The sequence below is a fragment of the Lacihabitans sp. LS3-19 genome, assembly GCF_024343575.1.
Classification (GTDB): domain Bacteria; phylum Bacteroidota; class Bacteroidia; order Cytophagales; family Spirosomataceae; genus Leadbetterella.
This window is the reverse complement of record NZ_RJUA01000010.1, coordinates 14,603-33,037: the sequence shown is the minus strand read 5'-3', so window position 1 is coordinate 33,037 and position 18,435 is coordinate 14,603. Positions and strand designations below refer to the sequence as shown.

Annotated in this window: 18 protein-coding genes; 1 reads left to right on the top strand and 17 read right to left on the bottom strand. The window is 34.5% G+C overall.

Annotated elements, in window-relative coordinates; all coding sequences use genetic code 11:
- Positions 1-242 precede the first annotated feature (242 nt).
- The 14 genes from EGI22_RS09900 to mce all read right to left on the bottom strand — a co-directional run bounded on the left by EGI22_RS09900 (position 243) and on the right by mce (position 13,209).
- A complete protein-coding gene (locus tag EGI22_RS09900) occupies positions 243-617 on the bottom strand; it encodes an iron chaperone (protein WP_255068118.1) in 375 nt (124 codons plus the stop codon).
- Positions 618-629: 12 nt separating this feature from the next.
- Positions 630-1,067 carry a VOC family protein gene (locus tag EGI22_RS09895; protein WP_255068117.1) on the bottom strand — a complete coding sequence of 146 codons (438 nt, stop codon included), beginning with the start codon at positions 1,065-1,067 and terminating at the stop codon, positions 630-632.
- Positions 1,068-1,156: 89 nt separating this feature from the next.
- Positions 1,157-2,389: a sodium:proton antiporter gene (locus EGI22_RS09890; protein WP_255068115.1), complete on the bottom strand. Its 1,233-nt coding sequence runs from the start codon at positions 2,387-2,389 to the stop codon at positions 1,157-1,159.
- 9 nt (positions 2,390-2,398) lie between these two features.
- Positions 2,399-3,247, bottom strand: coding sequence for a mechanosensitive ion channel family protein (locus EGI22_RS09885; protein WP_255068114.1), 849 nt, complete (start codon positions 3,245-3,247; stop codon positions 2,399-2,401).
- Positions 3,214-4,521 carry a TIGR00341 family protein gene (locus tag EGI22_RS09880; protein WP_255068113.1) on the bottom strand — a complete coding sequence of 436 codons (1,308 nt, stop codon included), beginning with the start codon at positions 4,519-4,521 and terminating at the stop codon, positions 3,214-3,216. Before EGI22_RS09880 ends, EGI22_RS09885 begins: the two co-directional genes overlap by 34 nt.
- Positions 4,522-4,656: 135 nt before the next feature.
- Entirely contained in the window at positions 4,657-5,292 is a 636-nt protein-coding gene (locus tag EGI22_RS09875; RefSeq protein WP_255068112.1) for a DUF1801 domain-containing protein, read from the bottom strand.
- Positions 5,293-5,439: 147 nt separating this feature from the next.
- Positions 5,440-5,646 (bottom strand): helix-turn-helix transcriptional regulator, encoded by a 207-nt coding sequence (locus EGI22_RS09870; protein ID WP_255068110.1) that lies wholly within the window; start codon positions 5,644-5,646, stop codon positions 5,440-5,442.
- Positions 5,647-5,649: 3 nt separating this feature from the next.
- Positions 5,650-6,186: a DUF2975 domain-containing protein gene (locus EGI22_RS09865; RefSeq protein ID WP_255068109.1), complete on the bottom strand. Its 537-nt coding sequence runs from the start codon at positions 6,184-6,186 to the stop codon at positions 5,650-5,652.
- A gap of 220 nt (positions 6,187-6,406) precedes the next feature.
- Positions 6,407-8,875, bottom strand: a complete 2,469-nt coding sequence (locus EGI22_RS09860) for a carboxypeptidase-like regulatory domain-containing protein (RefSeq protein ID WP_255068108.1) — start codon at positions 8,873-8,875, stop codon at positions 6,407-6,409.
- A 1-nt stretch (position 8,876) separates the two neighbouring features.
- Positions 8,877-9,896, bottom strand: a complete 1,020-nt coding sequence (locus EGI22_RS09855) for a glycosyltransferase (protein ID WP_255068107.1) — start codon at positions 9,894-9,896, stop codon at positions 8,877-8,879.
- Between the two features lie 4 nt (positions 9,897-9,900).
- Positions 9,901-10,779 carry a glycosyltransferase family 2 protein gene (locus tag EGI22_RS09850; RefSeq protein WP_255068105.1) on the bottom strand — a complete coding sequence of 293 codons (879 nt, stop codon included), beginning with the start codon at positions 10,777-10,779 and terminating at the stop codon, positions 9,901-9,903.
- Positions 10,780-10,899: 120 nt separating this feature from the next.
- Positions 10,900-11,637: an FkbM family methyltransferase gene (locus EGI22_RS09845; RefSeq protein WP_255068104.1), complete on the bottom strand. Its 738-nt coding sequence runs from the start codon at positions 11,635-11,637 to the stop codon at positions 10,900-10,902.
- Entirely contained in the window at positions 11,634-12,722 is a 1,089-nt protein-coding gene (locus EGI22_RS09840) for a glycoside hydrolase family 99-like domain-containing protein (protein ID WP_255068103.1), read from the bottom strand. Before EGI22_RS09840 ends, EGI22_RS09845 begins: the two co-directional genes overlap by 4 nt.
- Before the next feature lie 85 nt (positions 12,723-12,807).
- Positions 12,808-13,209: a methylmalonyl-CoA epimerase gene (gene mce, locus EGI22_RS09835; RefSeq protein WP_255068101.1), complete on the bottom strand. Its 402-nt coding sequence runs from the start codon at positions 13,207-13,209 to the stop codon at positions 12,808-12,810.
- A 100-nt stretch (positions 13,210-13,309) separates the two neighbouring features.
- On the opposite strand from mce, the gene mutS reads away from it, so the two are divergent.
- Complete coding sequence (gene mutS, locus EGI22_RS09830; RefSeq protein WP_255068100.1) at positions 13,310-15,925, top strand: DNA mismatch repair protein MutS; 2,616 nt, start codon at positions 13,310-13,312, stop codon at positions 15,923-15,925.
- Between the two features lie 266 nt (positions 15,926-16,191).
- Here mutS and EGI22_RS09825 read toward each other — a convergent pair whose 3' ends face one another.
- The 3 genes from EGI22_RS09825 to EGI22_RS09815 all read right to left on the bottom strand — a co-directional run bounded on the left by EGI22_RS09825 (position 16,192) and on the right by EGI22_RS09815 (position 18,420).
- A complete protein-coding gene (locus EGI22_RS09825) occupies positions 16,192-16,362 on the bottom strand; it encodes a hypothetical protein (RefSeq protein ID WP_255068099.1) in 171 nt (56 codons plus the stop codon).
- 61 nt (positions 16,363-16,423) lie between these two features.
- Entirely contained in the window at positions 16,424-17,950 is a 1,527-nt protein-coding gene (locus tag EGI22_RS09820) for a DUF6029 family protein (RefSeq protein WP_255068098.1), read from the bottom strand.
- On the bottom strand, positions 17,947-18,420 hold the full coding sequence (locus EGI22_RS09815; RefSeq protein WP_255068097.1) for a TlpA disulfide reductase family protein: 474 nt from the start codon (positions 18,418-18,420) through the stop codon (positions 17,947-17,949). Before EGI22_RS09815 ends, EGI22_RS09820 begins: the two co-directional genes overlap by 4 nt.
- Positions 18,421-18,435: the final 15 nt, after the last annotated feature.

Here is an 18,435-nt window from a genome sequence, read left to right as displayed (position 1 = left end):
TATTTTTCAACATAGGGAGCAAAAATAAAAATTTTAATTTCAGTTTATCATATATTGAACTATTTTATTTCTTTAATTATTTAAAAATTTTAAAAACACTATTAAATAGTGAAAAAATAACATTTAAGTTTAAAATGGGATTTTTGTGTGTTTTTTGTTTTAAATTTTGAAGAAAATAAAATGAGGGTTTTTCTGAAGGGTCTAAAGTATTTGGTAAGAGTTATCTTCTAGTATTAAGGTATTTAAGGTTTCTTTTTTTGTAAAAACCTCTGACGATCATCTTCCAATCTGAATTTGGTTATTTCGGAAATTAAATCCAGAGGCAATGGCTTTGAAATAGGAAACTGAACAGCTCCTTTTGACCATTTATATTCAGAGAATCTTTCAGAAAAAAAATTAATCCCTGAGGACGTAGGATAAAAACCAATGTGGTTTTGATATGCTGCAAAATAAACCAAAACTCCATGCTGTTTGTAGGCTGGCATATTATAGCTGATTATTTCTTTGGCATCTGGTGCAGCTTTTTTAATGGTATCTCTAATTATCTCAAGCTGTTTTTGTGTTTCTTCAGGAAATGTTCCGATGTATTGATCAACAGTTTTAAATTTGGTGTTCATCAGTCTTACATTTTAATTTAGATTTTCAGAAGCATTCAAAAGTGTTTCAATATCCATTTTCTTCATTTTCATAAAAGCCGCAATTACTCTCTGGGACTTTTTTGGATTTGACATTAAACTGCCTAATACTGATGGGATAATTTGCCATGATAGCCCAAACTTGTCCTTTAACCATCCGCATTGACTTTCTTGACCTTCTTTAGTGAAAGCTTCCCAATAATAATCTATTTCTTCTTGCGTGTCGCAATTGATTACAAAAGACATAGACTCGTTAAACTTGAAAAGTGGTCCACCATTTAGTCCCATATATTTTTTTCCATTCAGCTCAAACATCACTGTCATGGGATTTGATGAGAGAATTTTTGAGTTTTTAAATACTTTACAATAAAATTCTGCCGCTTCTAGTGCTTGATTGTCAAACCATAGACATGGATATATCTCGTGTTCCATTAATTTCTTTTTTTAGTAAAGATATCTGGTTTTTACTAATTTCATAAGTTCCAAAACTGACAAAATAAGGGCATAATGCGACAACATTGTTATTTATTGTTTTTTGCCACTTTGGCAATCGTCATGCCTTGAATTATGATACTAAAAAGCACGCAGAAATAAGTTGAAATCAAAAGGATTTCTTTAGACTCGCCCTCTGGAAGTGACAATACCAAAGCCAAAGATAAGCCACCTCTTAAACCTCCCCAAATTATTATTTTAGCTTCTTTGAAACTCAAATCCAAGGCGTTTGAAAACAGCATCCTTGCCAATTGCACGACAACAATTCTAGACAATAAAACAATGAAGATTGAAATTATTCCCACTAAAATATGCTGAAAAGTGAAGTCGATTACAATCAAAACAAAAGCTATCAAGATAAATAAAATAGCGTTGAGTATGACATCTATCAGTTCCCAAAACTTGTTGATGTATTCATGCGTGGTGTCACTCATAGATTCTTTCGGGCGGTAATTTCCAGCCATCAAACCCATGATAACCATTGCTAAGGCACCTGAAAGATGTAAATAACTGCTAAGAGCGTAGCCACCCATTACAAAGGCCAGCGTTATCAAAACTTCGGTTTCATAATGATCGATAGAACGCAACAATAAGTGTAAGATATAACCCATAGCTAAACCAATTGCCACTCCTCCTATGGCTTCTTGTATAAACAATAAACCGAAATGGGATAAGCTAAAGTCGGAGCCTCCTGAATTTAGGATTTCGAGTAATGCTATAAAAACTACAACTCCCACACCGTCGTTAAATAGGCTTTCGCCTACTATGGTGGTTTCTATTTTTTTAGGCACTTTAGCTTGTTTTAGGATTCCCAAAACTGCGATAGGGTCTGTAGGAGATATCAATGCTCCAAAAAGCAGACAGTAAATAAAATCAAGATGCAGCCCGACGGCAGAAGTTAGGGAATATAACAAGCCAGCGATAATTACTGTAGATAACAAAACGCCACCAAAAGCAAAGACCGAAATAGCTTTTAATTGTTTTTTTACTTGGCTCCAGTCGGTATGCAAAGATCCTGCAAAAAGCAAAAAGCCAAGTAGGACGTTTAATATTATTTTGTCTATTTTGGCATTGGCCACTGCTATTTCTATGTCTTCTATAGGTATATGGAGCCAATATTTGGCACTTACTACCAAAACAGAAAGTACAGTAGAAAGCACAAAAAGTCCAATAACAAAAGGCAACTTTAGATACTTTTGATTAATAAATGCGAATGCTGCAGAAAGGCAAATTAGGGCAATAAGGGCGTTATATATATTCATAAATAATGGTTATTTGTTTATATGCACCACTCTTTGAGGGAATGGTATAGTTACATTTTTTGCATTGAACTGTTTAAATATCTCTATTCTCAAGTCACTTTTTATGTTTTCGACTCTAAAAACCTCATTGGTCCAAAACAAAACCGTAAATTTTAAACTAGAATCTTCAAATTCTTCAAATCTAACAAAAGGTTTGGGGGTTTTCAAAATATGTTGATGTTCTATTGCCGCTTTTTCTAAGATGCCCATCACAACATTTACGTCTGAAGAGTAGTCTACGCCCACATTCACTGCAAACCTTGAAACTACGTCATTATGGGTCCAATTTATAAGGTTGTTTCGGGTGAGGTCTGTATTTGGCAAAATGATGTACTTGTCGTCGCGGGTAAGAATAGTGGTGGTGCGAAGGTTAATTTCTTGAACTGTGCAAATAACCCCATTGATTTCTATAACGTCTCCAACTTTTACAGTGGAATCAAAAAGTATTATAATCCCAGAAATATAATCGCTAAATAAATCTTGAATACCCAAACCTAAACCTACCAATAGTGCAGCCGAACCTGCAACTAATACGGATAGGTTGAAACCTAGTATTTGCATAGTTACCCCAAATGATATTAAAATGAGGAGGTATTTCAGAAGGTTGTAGATTGAATATTTCTTTGCGGGATCTATCGTTTTTACACTATAAATGCTCTTTTTTAGAATTTTCAAAACCACAATAAAAACAAATATGCAAATCAATAATGTGAATAATGTACTCACTAAAATTGTGGTTTTGCCAATTTGTATTATTTGGTAATTTAGGAATTCGTTCATGTAGTTTATTGAATTTGAGATATTTGTAATTGTTGACATGAAAGTCTCTTTTTCAACCATGAAGATAAAGTTTCTGTTTCTTTTGTATTGAGGTTTTTCTTTGCTTTATAAATCATCAAAGTGGAAGTTATTGAACTATCTAATGTGGCTATATTTTGGTTTGAGACGGCAATTTCAGTTATGTTTGGGTACAGTATGTTGATTTCTGATAAAAGTTGTTTGTTGTCAAAAGTGTTTTTTTTGATTAAATTTTCTAAGTCAGCTATTTTTTTGTCTTTTTCGTCTAAAATAATGTCAGTTTTATGAATCTCGTTTAAGATGTTATTCTTAAAGTTTTCAAGATTCTCCGTTGAGTTTTTTCTAATTATAAGATTCGTATTGTTCATTCCATACAATGGAAGTTTATCTGAAAGTACTTTTTTGTCATTATCAGTAAATTCATTATTCAAAAAAGCTAACTCGATGGTACTTGACTTGGCCCCAAATTTTGTGTTTTTAAAAATCAAAGTTTTTCCTTTGTCTAAAAATTCTTTTGAGATAAATACATCCGCACTTTCTCTGAATTTTTGTTCATTATAAAGCGAGAATGCAAAATATCCGCTTGGGATTAACATCGCAAGAATGATGGCCGTAATGCCATATTGTACTTGTTTTCGATGCTTTTCGTTGATATATTCTACTGCAGGATATTTAAGATATTTAACTACGGCAAAAGTGGCAATACAAATAAAAACGCAATTGATACTATATAAAAACATTGCTCCTAAAAAAAATTTCCAGTTGCCTGTGGCTAAGCCGAAGCCAGCAGTACAAAGTGGAGGCATCAATGCCGTAGCTATGGCTACACCAGGAATTGGATTGCCTTTCTCAACTCTAGTTATGGCAATAACACCCACCAAACCACCAAAAAATGCAATCAGTACATCATAAATATTAGGCGAAGTTCTGGATAAAAGTTCCGACTGTGCTTGCTTGAAAGGACTTATGTAAAAGTATAAAGCGGAAACAATCAAACTCGCCAAAGTAGCTATTAAAAGGTTTTTTAATGATTTTTTGAGGAGATTAAAGTCGAAAACTCCCAAGGCAAATCCAGATCCAACTATTGGGCCCATCAAAGGTGATATCAACATGGCTCCGATTATAACAGCCGTAGAGTTGACGTTGAGTCCAACTGAAGCCACCAGAATTGCACAGGCTAAAATCCAAAGATTCGCACCACTAAACGATATGTTGTTTTTTACCTGCTCTAAAGTGGTAGCTTTATCTTCTTCGCCTTTGTGAAGGTTAAACAAATCGGACACAAAATTCTTCATAAATACAGGTAAGCTTTTTCTTGAAGTACAAAATACAAAAATAAGCTAAAATATGCATCGCCTTGCGAAAAAAAAGCAAAAAATAGGGTTTATTTAAGGTCTAGTAAAATGTTAGAATTTTTAAAGCTAGGGACTTTAAATGAATTTGTGAGAACCATCGCATCCTGGCATTTTTTTGGAAAATCCACATATACAGTCATTTATGCCTTTTTTGTCAAATATTCTTTGGGTGTATTTTTCTATTCTAGCTGTACGAGATTGGGACTGTTTAGCAGCTGAGAAAAACATATTATAAGCTCTTTGGCGACCTATAGTCAAAGCTTCGAAAGCTTGTTGAAATGCTGGATTTTCTTCAAATTTTAGCAGAAGTTCGTCGGGAAATACTAAAACCTTGCTTTCAGATAAGTCCACTTTTAAATTTGCTTTTTCTATTTCTAGGGCTTCAAAAATATAAGTTTTAATGGAAACTTTTAGTTTTTCTATTTGCTTAATATCCGTAAACTTAAACATCCTTACGGACTGGGAGTTTTCACCAGGTTTGCTCAGGAGGCCTTCTCCGTCATTTAACAAGACGCCTTTGAAAAAACTCAAAGTAAAGTATTCTTTAAAGCCACCCAGCAATAGAATGTTATTTTTTTGAAAAGTGTAAGTTGGTACTCCCCATTTTAACTCTTCGTTAAGGCCGCAATCGAGAATTATCGCCCTCAACAGTTCTAATTCTGTTTGCCATTTTTCAAGATTATTGAAAAATACATCAACTTTTGGGTTCATTTCCTACAATAGTTTTTTTTGAAATTATATTTTTTTGCTAAAAATATAAAAATGAAATTGAGAAATAAAGTAATTTAAAAAACCTTTAAAGCCAATAGTATTTTGAGATATAAAAAGGAAATTTTATTGCGGAAACTTTTGAGGTTTTCAATTATTAACAAATTCCAAAATATCTCCAGGCTGACAGTCCAAGGCTTTACAGATAGCTTCTAAGGTATTAAATCGTACGGCTTTGGCCTTGCCAGTTTTCAGAATAGAGAGATTAGAAAGTGTAAGGTCAACTTTCTCTGAAAGTTCATTTAATGACATCTTTCTTTTTGCCATCATTACGTCTAAGTTTACTATAATTGGCATATTTTAAATCGTTAAATCGTTTTCGTTTTGTAATTCTACTCCTTTAGCGAAAATATTTGCTATGACATATATAATAGCCGCCATGATGATAAATGCTTGACTATCTTCCCAAAACATATTTAGTTTATCGATTTCATAACCGTTTTGTGCTAAGCTTTTGGCTGTTTCCTTTGCTATAAAACTAAGTAGTCCAATAGTCAAAGTGAAGTAACTCATTAGGGAGATTTGTCGAGAAGCAAAGCTGCTAAAGGGTTTTGACATATCGATTTTGGTTACAAGTAAGACCACAATATAAAACAACACAGCTTTCAATATAGAAATGACCAATATAAAACTATACATGCAATAAAACACCCATTCATTTTTTTTATACATTTTACTTAAATCCAATTTTTGATATAAGTTATGGACAAATGCAGGCTTTAAAAGGCTGAAAATAAAATTGACAATTAAGGCACCGGCTTCAATGCACAAGCCTATAAAGATTGCCCAAGCCACAATGCTAAGGACGATAAAAACGAATCTGTTACTTTTTGACATATTTATTGAGATTTTAAATGATGCTGTAAAAGTAATAAATATTTATTGATAAACAATAAATTTATATTTTTTCTTAATAATTATTTTTTGAATTAGTATTTTTTCAAATTAGGCTATTTGAAATATAGTCCTAGTTGATTAGCTTATAAATTCCTAATATTTAAAGTGCATAAAATCAGGCTCTTAGTTTTAGAAGACATTGTTTTTGTTCTTTATACTTTTAGAAAAATACTGGAATCACAAATGGTCGGATACCGAATCTATTGTTTCCAAAAGTTTGCGGAGAATAATCATAAACCAAATTAGCTCCAAGGCCAATTCGAAACCCAAAAACTTTTATTTTGAATATGTTTCGGATACTGAGAGAAGCCTCAAAAACTCCTTTTCGAATATCGTTTACAGGCTCTGAATTAACGATAGGGGCATATTGGGTGAGTTTACCTACCGCAATTTTGTTTCCTATCATAAACTCAGGTTGGAACCATCGGCTATTTGTCCTCCAAAGTATTTTTTCGAAATCATGAAAAATTGCCAGTGAAACATAGTTATTATAGGCCAAATTCACTGTGCTCAGCATCTGAAATCCTTGGCTGCTATTGCTACCCCAGATATTTAAAGGAACAGAAAGATTATTGAAAAGATATTGGAAAGGTAAAGTTCCCCAAGAATTTCCTGCTGAAAAATTAAAATTTGTTTTACCTAATTTCGGCATTCGGATTTGATGTAATACTACCAAGTTTGCTTTCCAGAAAGTGTTTGCTTGGGCGATATTTGAAGTGAAATGACTGAAATTTAATCTTAAAATAGGAAAATAAGGATTGGTTACCGATTCTATATAACCAGTTCGCATGATGGTTTCTTTTTTGGCGAATCTAAGACTCATTCCCAAATGATTATAGTTGGTTGGGGTAGGGTTTTCTAAAGTATAACTTAAGGCATTTCTAATTTCGTTTTCATAAAAAATCTTAACTTGGGTCCAGTTAAATGGCTTCATATATGCCGCAAAGCCTAGTTTTCTGTAGCTGTCTAGGAGGTAATCTTGGAAACCCAAATTCAAACTTATTTTTTGTGGTAAAAAGTAATTAGCAAAAAGTAAAGGATTTTGGCCAGGCCTTTGGAGGTCATTTCCTCCGTAAATTTCTATTTTATTGTATCTGTCCTTAGTGATATGATAGCTAAGGATACCCTCATATTTTAGTTTTTGGTCTTTTAGTCCATATCCACTTCCTACATATATTCGCCATCTTGGCGATTTTAACATATCATTCTGTAAACCTATACCTATCCGCGGGCCTTCATGAATGTTGAAGTCCATTTGGTTGTACAAAACATACATTGGGCCAATTTTCAATCCATTGCTCAAAAGGGTTTTTACTAAAAACATTCCAGGTACTAACACTTTTTGGTTAAAAGCTTTCTGGTTAGCCATAGCTGCCTTTTGGTAGGATATTTCCTCTTTTAGTTTAAGCTGATTAATTCTTAAAAGCTTGAAATTGTCCTTACTTATAGTATCCGCTGAAGGTAATATTAATCGAGCAGTGCCATCGAAATGAACCTCGTTTGGTTCTATGTTATATTTAAAATTATATAGTTCTTCTTCCGCAAAATAGGTCAGCAAAAGATCCATCCGTTCTACGTCGTATCGATATTTTATGTCTAGAGACCTAAAGTTTGGCGTCCAGTGTAGACTATCTCTGCTATATTTATGGTAGATATTAAAATTTAAAACTTGCAGCGAATCAGCATTCTTTGCAGAAAACTCTTCGAGTGCATACCCATTGGAATTGATTTTTAAAAAGCCAGTCAGAGCATTGAAGTTTTTGTCATTTCTAGGCCCAAAAAGAATAGTAAATGTTGAGTCCTTTCCAGTTATAAGTGTGTCCGTCAAGCTAAGTTCGTAATTCGAAAAAGTTTTGTCATGGAGCGGGTTTAAGTAGAATTTTTGATTTTGAACCTGAGTAGTAGTTTGAACCGCAGCTATCAAATTTAGGTTGAGCTGAAATAGAGGCTCATAAAATCCAAGTGGGTTGATTTGTGTATTTGTGAATAAATTGAAAGGATAGTTTTTTGGGAATGTACTAATACTATGCTCTATCACGTCCTTTTGAACTTTATTTTTCTGAAAATATTTACCAATATTTTCAACTAAAATCAAAGTGGATTCCTTTTCTGGGATTTTATCATTTTCTTTTTTTGGAATATATCTTAAGAAATCGCCATTTAATCCAATCTTAGTATAATGCTCTGCTTTGAATTCAGGGATATTTTTTGGGTCGTTTTTGGGAATATTATGAAAAGCTTTTCGCATAATTGCCCATGCTGGGTTTTCATCTGGAGTTATTGTGATTTCGGCAAACTCTGCGGTATTTGGTTCCAGGCCAATGACAATAAAAGTACCTGGACTTGCAATTGTTTGGGTAGTTTTAAAACCAACACAGCTAATTGTTATTAAAGTATTTTCTGAATTCAACTGGATTTTGAAACGACCAAGAGAGTCTGAAGTTACGCCTTTTTGATTAGCTTTGTCTTGAATATTGGCAAATTGAACCGGTTTCGCATCACTATTCGATATTATTACTCCTTCTGAGTAAGATACTTGAGATAAGCATATAGTGCTATTTGTGAAAATTAGTAAAAGTAAGGAAAGTAGTTTTTTTAACAAAGAAACGTAGTTTAAACCAAAACGCATTTCATTTATTTAAAGTATTGTTTTCCGCGATTTTTTGAAGGTAAGCAAAACTTTTCTCGAATCTTACACTTTCTTCCCAAATTGCTTTACAAAACGCATTGTTTCTTATTCTAATAAGCTGTTTTTGAGAATATTCTTGGGCTTGGATAAATTGAAAAGGGTCTTTTGACCAAAGGCTCAGTTTTTTTCCAATAAAATTAAACCACCAATATTTTCTTAAATTATTTAGCAGGCTTTTGTTGCCTGTTTGTTCTGCGTATAAAATTTTGTAAGGTAGTGTGAAAACATCCGCTTCCCCAAAGCCCTCTGTCATTCTTTTTAATCTGTCCCAAGTAATTCTGTGGCTTGCAGTGAAGTGTTTGAATTTTAGTTGGTTAGAATAATATATCCTATATCCTAATAACCTAGTTATATAACACATTTCTGAATCTGCTCCGGCTGATTGCTTATTGCCGACACGACCTTGTAGAAATGGCTTCCAGTTTATTTCAAAAAGTTTCTCATAGACTTTTTTCCTGACACAAAGTCCAGCACCTGGCACCAATGCATGGTCTGTGATATCTACAAAATCTCCATCATAAAGGCTGCCGATAGCAAAAGCGTTTTTGTTTTCTTCAAACCAAGCTGGTGGAGTTTGTTCAAACTCTCCTATACCTTCACATCCTATTAGTCCAATCTTTGGGTTCTCAAAATAGGAATTTACCGTGTGTATCCAATTATCAGATACCCAATTGTCATCATCAACAATGCTTAAAATCTCATATTGGGCAGCTTTTATGCCTGTTTGTCTGGCATGTGCTTCCCCAACATTCTCTTCTAAAACTATTTTTAGGGGAACCAAAGGTTTTTGGTCCCAAATCTCTTTGGCTACCTCAGCGGTTCTGTCTGAGGAGTTGTTATTAACCAATATTATCTCCCAATCTATGCCCTCAGTGTTGGTTTGGGCTTGCAGATGTTTGAGCGTAATTCCGATTACTTTTTCACTATTGAAGCAGGCTATAATTACTGATATCCCTTTCATAGGCCTATTTGCCGAAAAGTTTAAAAAAGTTAAAGTAAAGTTTAACTTCAAAGGGCATTTTTTTCAAGACAGCACTTTTATCAACTATATCAGATGTAAAAAGTTTTTTTGTCCAAAATAGCATGGTTTTACGCTTTTTTGACCAAGAAATAGGGTAGTGTTTGAATATATAAAGTGCGATTTTTATACCTTCTACAAATTGAAGTCCCTCTCTGTCAGATTTAAACGAAACATTATTTTCGTGTCTTCTAAAGTAATTTAGACGTTTTTCAATTCTTTTTACCTGTGTATTGGATAATAATTGAACCCAAAATAGCCAATCTCCGGTATATTTAAACTGGCCAATTTGCGAGAAATTAATTTTGTTGATCAAGCTTTTTCTAAATACTGCTGAACTGGCATTATAAATTAAATTTCCAGCTAGAAATTCATTCTGAATCAAATTATTTCCTTGCCAAAAATCTGCATCTTCTTCATGGTCTGGTTCGAGGATTTTTTTTCCGTCTTTATCTATCCAAATAGAGGGACAAAATGCCAAGCCAACTTTTTGATTTTTATCCAAAATTTCTATCAATTGCGTCAAAAATCTCCTATCTGCCATATCATCACTTTCTGCTATCCAAATATATTCGCCTTTGGCCATTTGGAGACCTTTTTCCCATTGGACAAAAGTCGATCCGGAGTTTTGGTCATTGATGACGAACTCCTTGATACGAGAATCATCCAAAAATTTTCGAATATTTTGGGTGCTTTGATCTATGGAAGCATCGTCTAATATGATGAGTTCAAAGTCTTTAAAGTCTTGATTAAGAATACTTTCTATCCTTTGCTCTATGTAGTCTTGGTGGTTATAGTTTGGAAGTATTACGGTTACTTTTGGCATCTACTCTTTGTTGTTATTATACTCCTGCTAAATTGAAATTTTAATCGGCTAATGTATTAAGCCACAAAAATATAGGTTTTTCGGTGATTTAAAAAGGTCTTTGAAAACCTTTGATAATTTTTACCATCCATGGTTTTGCCTTAAAGGACTATTTTCCAGCACAAAACAAATGTCTAATTGCCCCAAAGCTTTGTCCAAGGGACGGTTGGCAAATCCTGCAAAATCATAAATGACATAGCCATTTTTACACATATAATCTATGATTTCGTGTAATAAAGGTTGATTTGGAGAAAATTTAAACATAGATGCTTCTAATATAAAAATATCGGTTTTGCCTAAAATGGATTTTGCACCTTTAAGTACTTCAATCTCAAAGCCTTGTACATCTATTTTGCATATATCTGGGATCGGCATTTTACCCTCTGCTATTAATCCATCAACACTATAAATCGGCACTTTTCTTTGTTTTTTGCCAGATTCTTGTCCTTCGGGAAGTAAAAAGGATGAGCCTGCAAAATCATCCCAAACGCTCAATGTCAACTCTCCATTTTCAGCACCAGCTCCGCCTAAAAACCAAGCTCCTTTATGATTTTTTAAAAAAGAATCAATAAAAGGTTTTAATTCTTCCTGTGGCTCAATCATATAAAAGGCAGCATCAGGAAAAATCTCCGAAGTAGAAAGACTCCAATCGGCTTTGTGAGCCCCGATGTCTAGAATGTTTTTTGGAGAAATACCTCTGCTTTTGATTCCTTCCAAAAACAAAGTCATATCACCTGATATACAATTTTTGCTTAATACATGATATCCAAACCTATGAGCTAAACTTTGGATCAGGTCCTTAATTTTTTTCGAAATCATTTATTCGTGTATTTACTCAATATTTCTTTAGTTTTTTCTAAAAAAGCCTTGCCCCATTTTTTATCAGGCTCCAAATGATTTCCTTCCGCCCATTCGTTCCAAGCATTTATGAAAACAAAGTTTTCTTCCTCTGAATACACCTCTGCATTTTCGCAAACACTTTCGAGCCAATTGCCGTACAAATCCGGAGTGGCATTGTCCATTATAAAGGCATTGTTTTTTCGGCGAGCACTGTTGTCCCATCCAGGTACCACACAGTGGAAGTGTTTCATAGATGGACATTTTTTTGCTTTCATTCTATTTACAACCTCCTCAAAATCAATCTTTCTGTAAGTTTCACCCAAAGAGAGTTTATTTTTGATTCTATCCCAAAGGCTCGGAATAATATTTAGATTTTCCCAATCTGGTTGCCATTCTATAACTACATCAAAACCCATTTCTTTAGCGTCAGGAATATGACTTGCGGAAGTTTTTATGCCACCTAAATAGATATCTTCAAATCCATGTTTTTTCACTTCTGCCCGCCATATAGCTATAGTTTCTTTGAGATTGGGAATAATATGCGAATTGTAAAAAAGAAAGAAAGGTTTTCCGCCTATTTTAATATATCTAGGGTCTTTAAATTCGTTTTCACAAAGATATTTTGCATGTGCGGCATGATCCTCAGGGGTATAATTTTGCTCCATCAAAACCTCTTTGTCTTGGCCATCCCATCGACGAGACCAGTTTTCATTGGCCCAAGCCAACATAAACGGGAAATCAGGTTTATCTGAAGCAAGAATTTTCTTAATTGGTGTTTCTAAAAGCCTTTCGCCATTAAACCAATAGTGATAAAAACAAAAACCCGAAATGTTATGGTCTTTGGCCATTTGAGCCTGATCTATAAGAGATTGTAGTAATCTCATATCATAAAAACCCAAGTCAGCTGGAAGGTGAGGCTGATAGTGACCCTTAAATCTCGGCAGAGCTTTGGTTACATTGGTCCATTCCGTGAATCCTTTTCCCCACCATTTGTCGTTTTCGGGAATAGGGTGAAATTGGGGTAAAACTACGGCAAGTGCTCTTAAAGTTTTGTCTGTAACCACGCTGAGATTTTTGAACTTTTCTAATAAAAGCTACAAATTTAAAACAAAACGGCTTATTACCTTTTTATTTTCAAAATTTAGGCATTTATTTTTTTTCTTGACAAAGTTCTATCAAAACACCATTGGTATTTTTTGGATGTAAAAAACACACCAATTTGTTGTCTGCCCCGTTTTTTGGTTCCGTATTTAAGAGAATAAAACCCTCGTTTTCCAATCTTTTCATTTCTGAATAGATGTCTTCAACTTCGAACGCTATATGATGTATTCCTTCGCCCCTTTTTTCAATAAACTTGGCTATGGGACTATCTTCTCTTGTTGCTTCTAAAAGCTCAATTTTTGAATCAGACAATGCAAAAAAAGACGTTTTTACCCCTTCTGTTTCTACTGCTTCTTCTTTGTAGTGAGCTTTGTTAAACAGTTTTCTAAATATCTCATTAGATGCCTCAAGGTTTTTTACGGCTATTCCAATATGTTCTATTTTAAGCATTATTTATGATAATTTTCGGTAATTGAGGCCTAATTCCGAACAAATTTATATAATTTTGAGGTGAGTAAATCTATAAAGAAATATTATTTTTTAAAGAAATATGGCAAAACCAGCCGCCCCAAAGGAAACCCCACTTTCAAAACAATACAATCAGATTAAAGTAAAGTACCCAGGAGCAATGTTGCTCTTTAGGGTAGGCGATTTTTATGAGACTTTTGGTGAAGACGCCATAAAAGCCTCTAAAATTTTGGGAATTGTTTTGACAAGGCGAAACAATGGTGGGGCACATGAAGAATTGGCAGGTTTTCCGCATCATTCTTTAGATAATTACCTTCCTAAACTAGTCAGGGCAGGACAAAGGGTTGCTATTTGTGATCAATTGGAAGATCCAAGTCAAGCCAAAGGTATCGTAAAAAGGGGCGTAACTGAGCTGGTAACCCCAGGCGTTTCTTATAATGATAATGTCCTAGATCTAAAACACAACAACTATTTAGCTTCCATTCATTTTGCATCTGACGATTATCTAGGTGTCGCATTTTTGGATATTTCTACGGGTGAATTTTTCACAACAGAGGGTTCGCTGGCCTATATTGATAAATTGATTCAGGGTTTTAGTCCAGCCGAAATCTTGTATTGCAAAAAGCACAAGGCAAGGTTTGAAATGATATTTGGCGATAAATACAATACTTATACTTTCGACGATTGGGCCTATTCTTTTGATTTTGCTTACAATCTTTTGGTAGGGCATTTTAAAACCAACTCACTGAAAGGATTTGGTATTGAAAATTTAAAAGAAGGCGTAACTGCTGCTGGGGTTATATTGCAGTATTTGGCTGATACTGAGCACAAAGAAATCAATCATGTGAGTAGTCTGACACGCTTAGACGAAGAAAAATATGTCTGGCTAGATAGGTTTACAATCAGGAATTTGGAGTTGATTTATGCCCAATTTGAGGGTGGTGTGCCTTTGATAGATATCCTTGACCATACCCATACGCCAATGGGAGCGAGGCTTTTAAGAAAGTGGATGGTACTTCCGCTCAAAGAAAAAAAGCCCATAGAGGAGCGGCTAGATACGGTTGAGATGTTTCTGCAAGATGAAGATATTTTGTCAGATTTGAGTCAGGTATTGAAGCCCATTGGGGATTTGGAACGTTTGGTTTCTAAAGTTGCTGTTAGACGAATAAGTCCGAGGGAGTTGGTACAACTAAAAAGGGCTTTGTTGCAAATAGAACCTATAAAAGAACTTTTAGGGAAAAAAGTTAACGAGAACAAAGTTCTTGAAAAATACATTAATCAATTAAGCGATTGTAAGTTTTTGATTGATAAAATCACTGCTGAACTACGCGATGACGCACCTATGCTCAGCAATGGAGGAGGCATGATTTGCACAGGTGTAGATACCGACTTGGATGAGCTACACAAAATTGCATTTTCAGGAAAAGACTATTTGGTGGATTTGCAAAATAGAGAGTCGGAACGAACGGCTATTCCTTCTTTAAAAATTGCTTTTAATAAGGTATTTGGGTATTATTTGGAGGTTTCAAATGCTCACAAAACCAAAGTGCCACCAGAATGGATAAGAAAGCAAACTTTGGTAAATGCAGAGAGATATATCACAGAGGAATTGAAGATATATGAAGAAAAGATACTTACGGCAGAGAGCAAAATATTCGAGATAGAGTTTAAGATTTTTAACAATTTGGTGATTACAGCTACTGAGTTTGTTGCTCAAATTCAGCAAAATGCCAGGGTGATTTCTACGATTGATGCCCTGTTATCATTTGCACATGTGGCTCGAAAAAACAAATATTGTAAGCCACAAGTGACTGAAGGAAAGGTTATAGATATAAAAGATGGTCGCCATCCGGTTATAGAGCAGCAATTGCCTTTGGGTGAATCTTATGTTCCCAATGACCTTTATCTCGATGACCAAGAACAACAAATTATCATCATAACAGGACCAAACATGGCGGGAAAATCTGCCCTTTTGCGTCAGACTGCTTTGATAGCCCTGATGGCTCAAATTGGTTCTTATGTGCCAGCTACTCAAGCAGAAATAGGTCTTGTAGATAAGATTTTTACAAGGGTAGGAGCTAGCGATAATTTGTCTCGCGGAGAAAGTACTTTTATGGTTGAGATGATAGAAACATCCTCTATTCTAAATAACCTGAGCGACAGAAGTTTGGTCATTATGGACGAAATAGGCCGTGGCACTAGTACGTATGATGGTGTAAGTATAGCTTGGAGCATTGCGGAATATTTGCATAATCACGCCAAATTTAAGCCATGGACGCTATTTGCGACACATTACCACGAATTAAATCAACTTACGGAGGATTTCAAACGCATAAAGAACTTTAATGTTTCGGTAAAGGAACTGAACGGGAAGGTGGTGTTTTTGAGAAAACTAAAAGAGGGCGGAAGCGAACATAGTTTTGGTATACATGTGGCCCAAATAGCCGGAATGCCACAAACGGTGGTTTTGCGGGCCAATGAAATCCTGCATCATTTGGAAAAAGATCATATCAAAGAAAACAATAAGGAGAAAATCAAAGAAGCTCCAAAAAACAATTTCCAATTGAGTTTCTTCGACCCAGTGGATACGATAGGAGAGGAAATAAAAACAAAAATCAACGAACTGGATGTAAACACCATGTCGCCAATCGAGGCTTTGTTGAAATTGAATGAGTTAAAACGGATGCTTTCTAAGTAGGGTTTTAAAAAATATTTAGGTTGATTTTTATGGAAAAAAGTTTAGAAAGATAATTCGAAAAGGCTTTAAAAATATCTAAAAGAAACTTTAAATATTACTTTGAAATAAACCAGCGATTTAGGAAAAAAGTATCAATAACCTCCCTGTAGCTAAATGGAAACCAATAACAAATACCCTAATAAACCAATAACAAATACCCTAATATACCAATAACAAATACACTATTTTACCAATAACAAATACACTAATAAACCAAATAACCTCCCTTACTTGTCCTCTAAAGAATCATATTCTGTTTCTTCGTAATCATTGAAATCGAAATCTTCAGGACTTAAAAGGTTTTCGGAGTAGTCCATTTTTGTAGAGCTTTCTGAGATAATCTCGAACTTTGGATTGTTTTGTAGCGTGGCTTTGAAGCCGTATATTCTTTTATTCATGCTACAAATTTCGATATTTAATATTATCTGAATATGTTGCAAATATTATGAAATTGTTAATTCAAAACCTGGTTGTAACACTCAAATTTAACCCCTGGTACTCGGGAATTATCTGACAAATGCCTCCGACACAAAAGAGCCCTTCTCTAACTTTTCCATAACTTAGACCAATGCTTTTTGAGCCAAGATTTAAATTACTGCCCATATGGTAATAATTATGGCTTCTTGAATAATTGTATTCATCCGAAAAATACACAGAAACTTTTGATTTTATTCTTAAATCCAACAAAGCCATTGCCCAAGAACCTTTGTCTTGTTGGGTGTGTAAATGTTGGGCTTGTGTATTGATGCTGAGGTTTTTATTGATTTTAAATGACCAATCAGCTACTACCGTTTGGAATTTGATGATTTCATTGAAACCGCCCAAAACTATGCCTTTATTAAAATGAGCGTAATTTGCTAATAGATTCAATTTGCTGTTTTCTGAAAGTTCTTTTTCAAACTCAACAACGGCTTCTCGGTACAGTTTTTTATCATAGCTATTTTCCAAAGACAGATTTTTTGGCTGATCATAAGCTGCTAAATTTATTGTTATACTACTGCCCGAATTCAAATATTTGGAGACTTCAATTTGCCCACCGATTTCACCCAAAACTTGGGATGCGGAAGGATATAAGGTTAGGAGTCTGTAAGTATGGATTTTTGTAAAGTTAGGAATATAATTGACGATCGCCGTATTTTGCGTTTGGCCTCGTTCTGACCTAAAGTCCATGTTTTTTGTGCGTTTTATTTGAGCTAAATAAGAGGTATTGCCTTTTATCCATTCTGTGTTCCATATTATCGCTGAGCCGATTTCGGTGCTGTATCTGTTGATAATTGCGGCATCTGAGCTTTTTATTGCGGATTCTATTTGACTTTTGAAATTTCCTTTTTGCACTTCAGCTCTTGCCGAGCTGGCAAATACATTTTGCTTTATAGCTTCATTGGTGCCAAGATAAGCTTCATTTTTCCAAATTTGACTTAATCCAATACTTAAGGTAGTTTTTGATATTTTGATTTTGTTTTCAAAATCTATCCCAGTCAGCCATCCTGCTGCATGTCTAAATCCAATCCGCTGTTTGCCTGATATTATTTTGATTTTTACATTTTTCAATCGAAAATTTCCCCATATTCCGTCCAAAGAATTGTCCATGCCTAAGGCCCTTTGTTCTTGGGTTTTAAATATCAAACCATTGCCAAATTGCTCATAATGATTGCCAAGGCCGAGGCTAAAGTTTTTTGATTGGTACCTAACAAACTTGTTGGCTAATCCCCAGCCTTTTAGTTCATTAGGCATTCCAACTAAAGCTGGCCAGTAACTTTCTAATCTGAAACCAGCTTGGAATCTTTGGTAGGCGAAATTTAAGTCTAAGTAATTCTGACTAGCTATTTTTGGATAATATACAAATGGGTTAATATCAGGATTATAAACAATATTGGTGCTTTTGAAATCCCCCCAAAGTGCTACCTTATTTTGTGTACTGTCTTTTTCATTTGCAAAAGCAGTAAGGCTTAAAAATAGCAATATTTGTGAGAAATAGATTTTCATTTGATTCTTTCAAAATATTTGTCTTCATCTCCTTTGGTAAAAGAATTTGATTCAAAAATCAAGGTTTTATTTGTATCATAAACGAAGGTGTGCGGAAGAATTCTTACACCCATCTTACGCATTTGCTCTTGGTTAGTATCAAAAAAGCTTAAGGTAGTCCAGCTTTTTTGTTTGGCCAGAGTTTTAGCTTTCAATATAGACCGGCTATCGTCAGTGCTGATTATTACGAAGTTTATTTCTATTTTTTTGCTGATTATTTCTGATCGCAAAGCTGATAATTCTTGTATACAAGGCTTACACCAGCTGGCCCAAAAAGCGATTATTGTAGGAAAGTTCGAGTTGATTTTTTCAAATAGCTCAATTTCATTTTGGTTTTCGTCTAAAAGAAAAGTGTTCTGCAAGTTTTTTTGAGCAATACTCGAAAAAGCCGCAGAAATAGCGATAGCTAATAGGAAAACTTTTGGTTTCATTTTCAAAAAAGATGA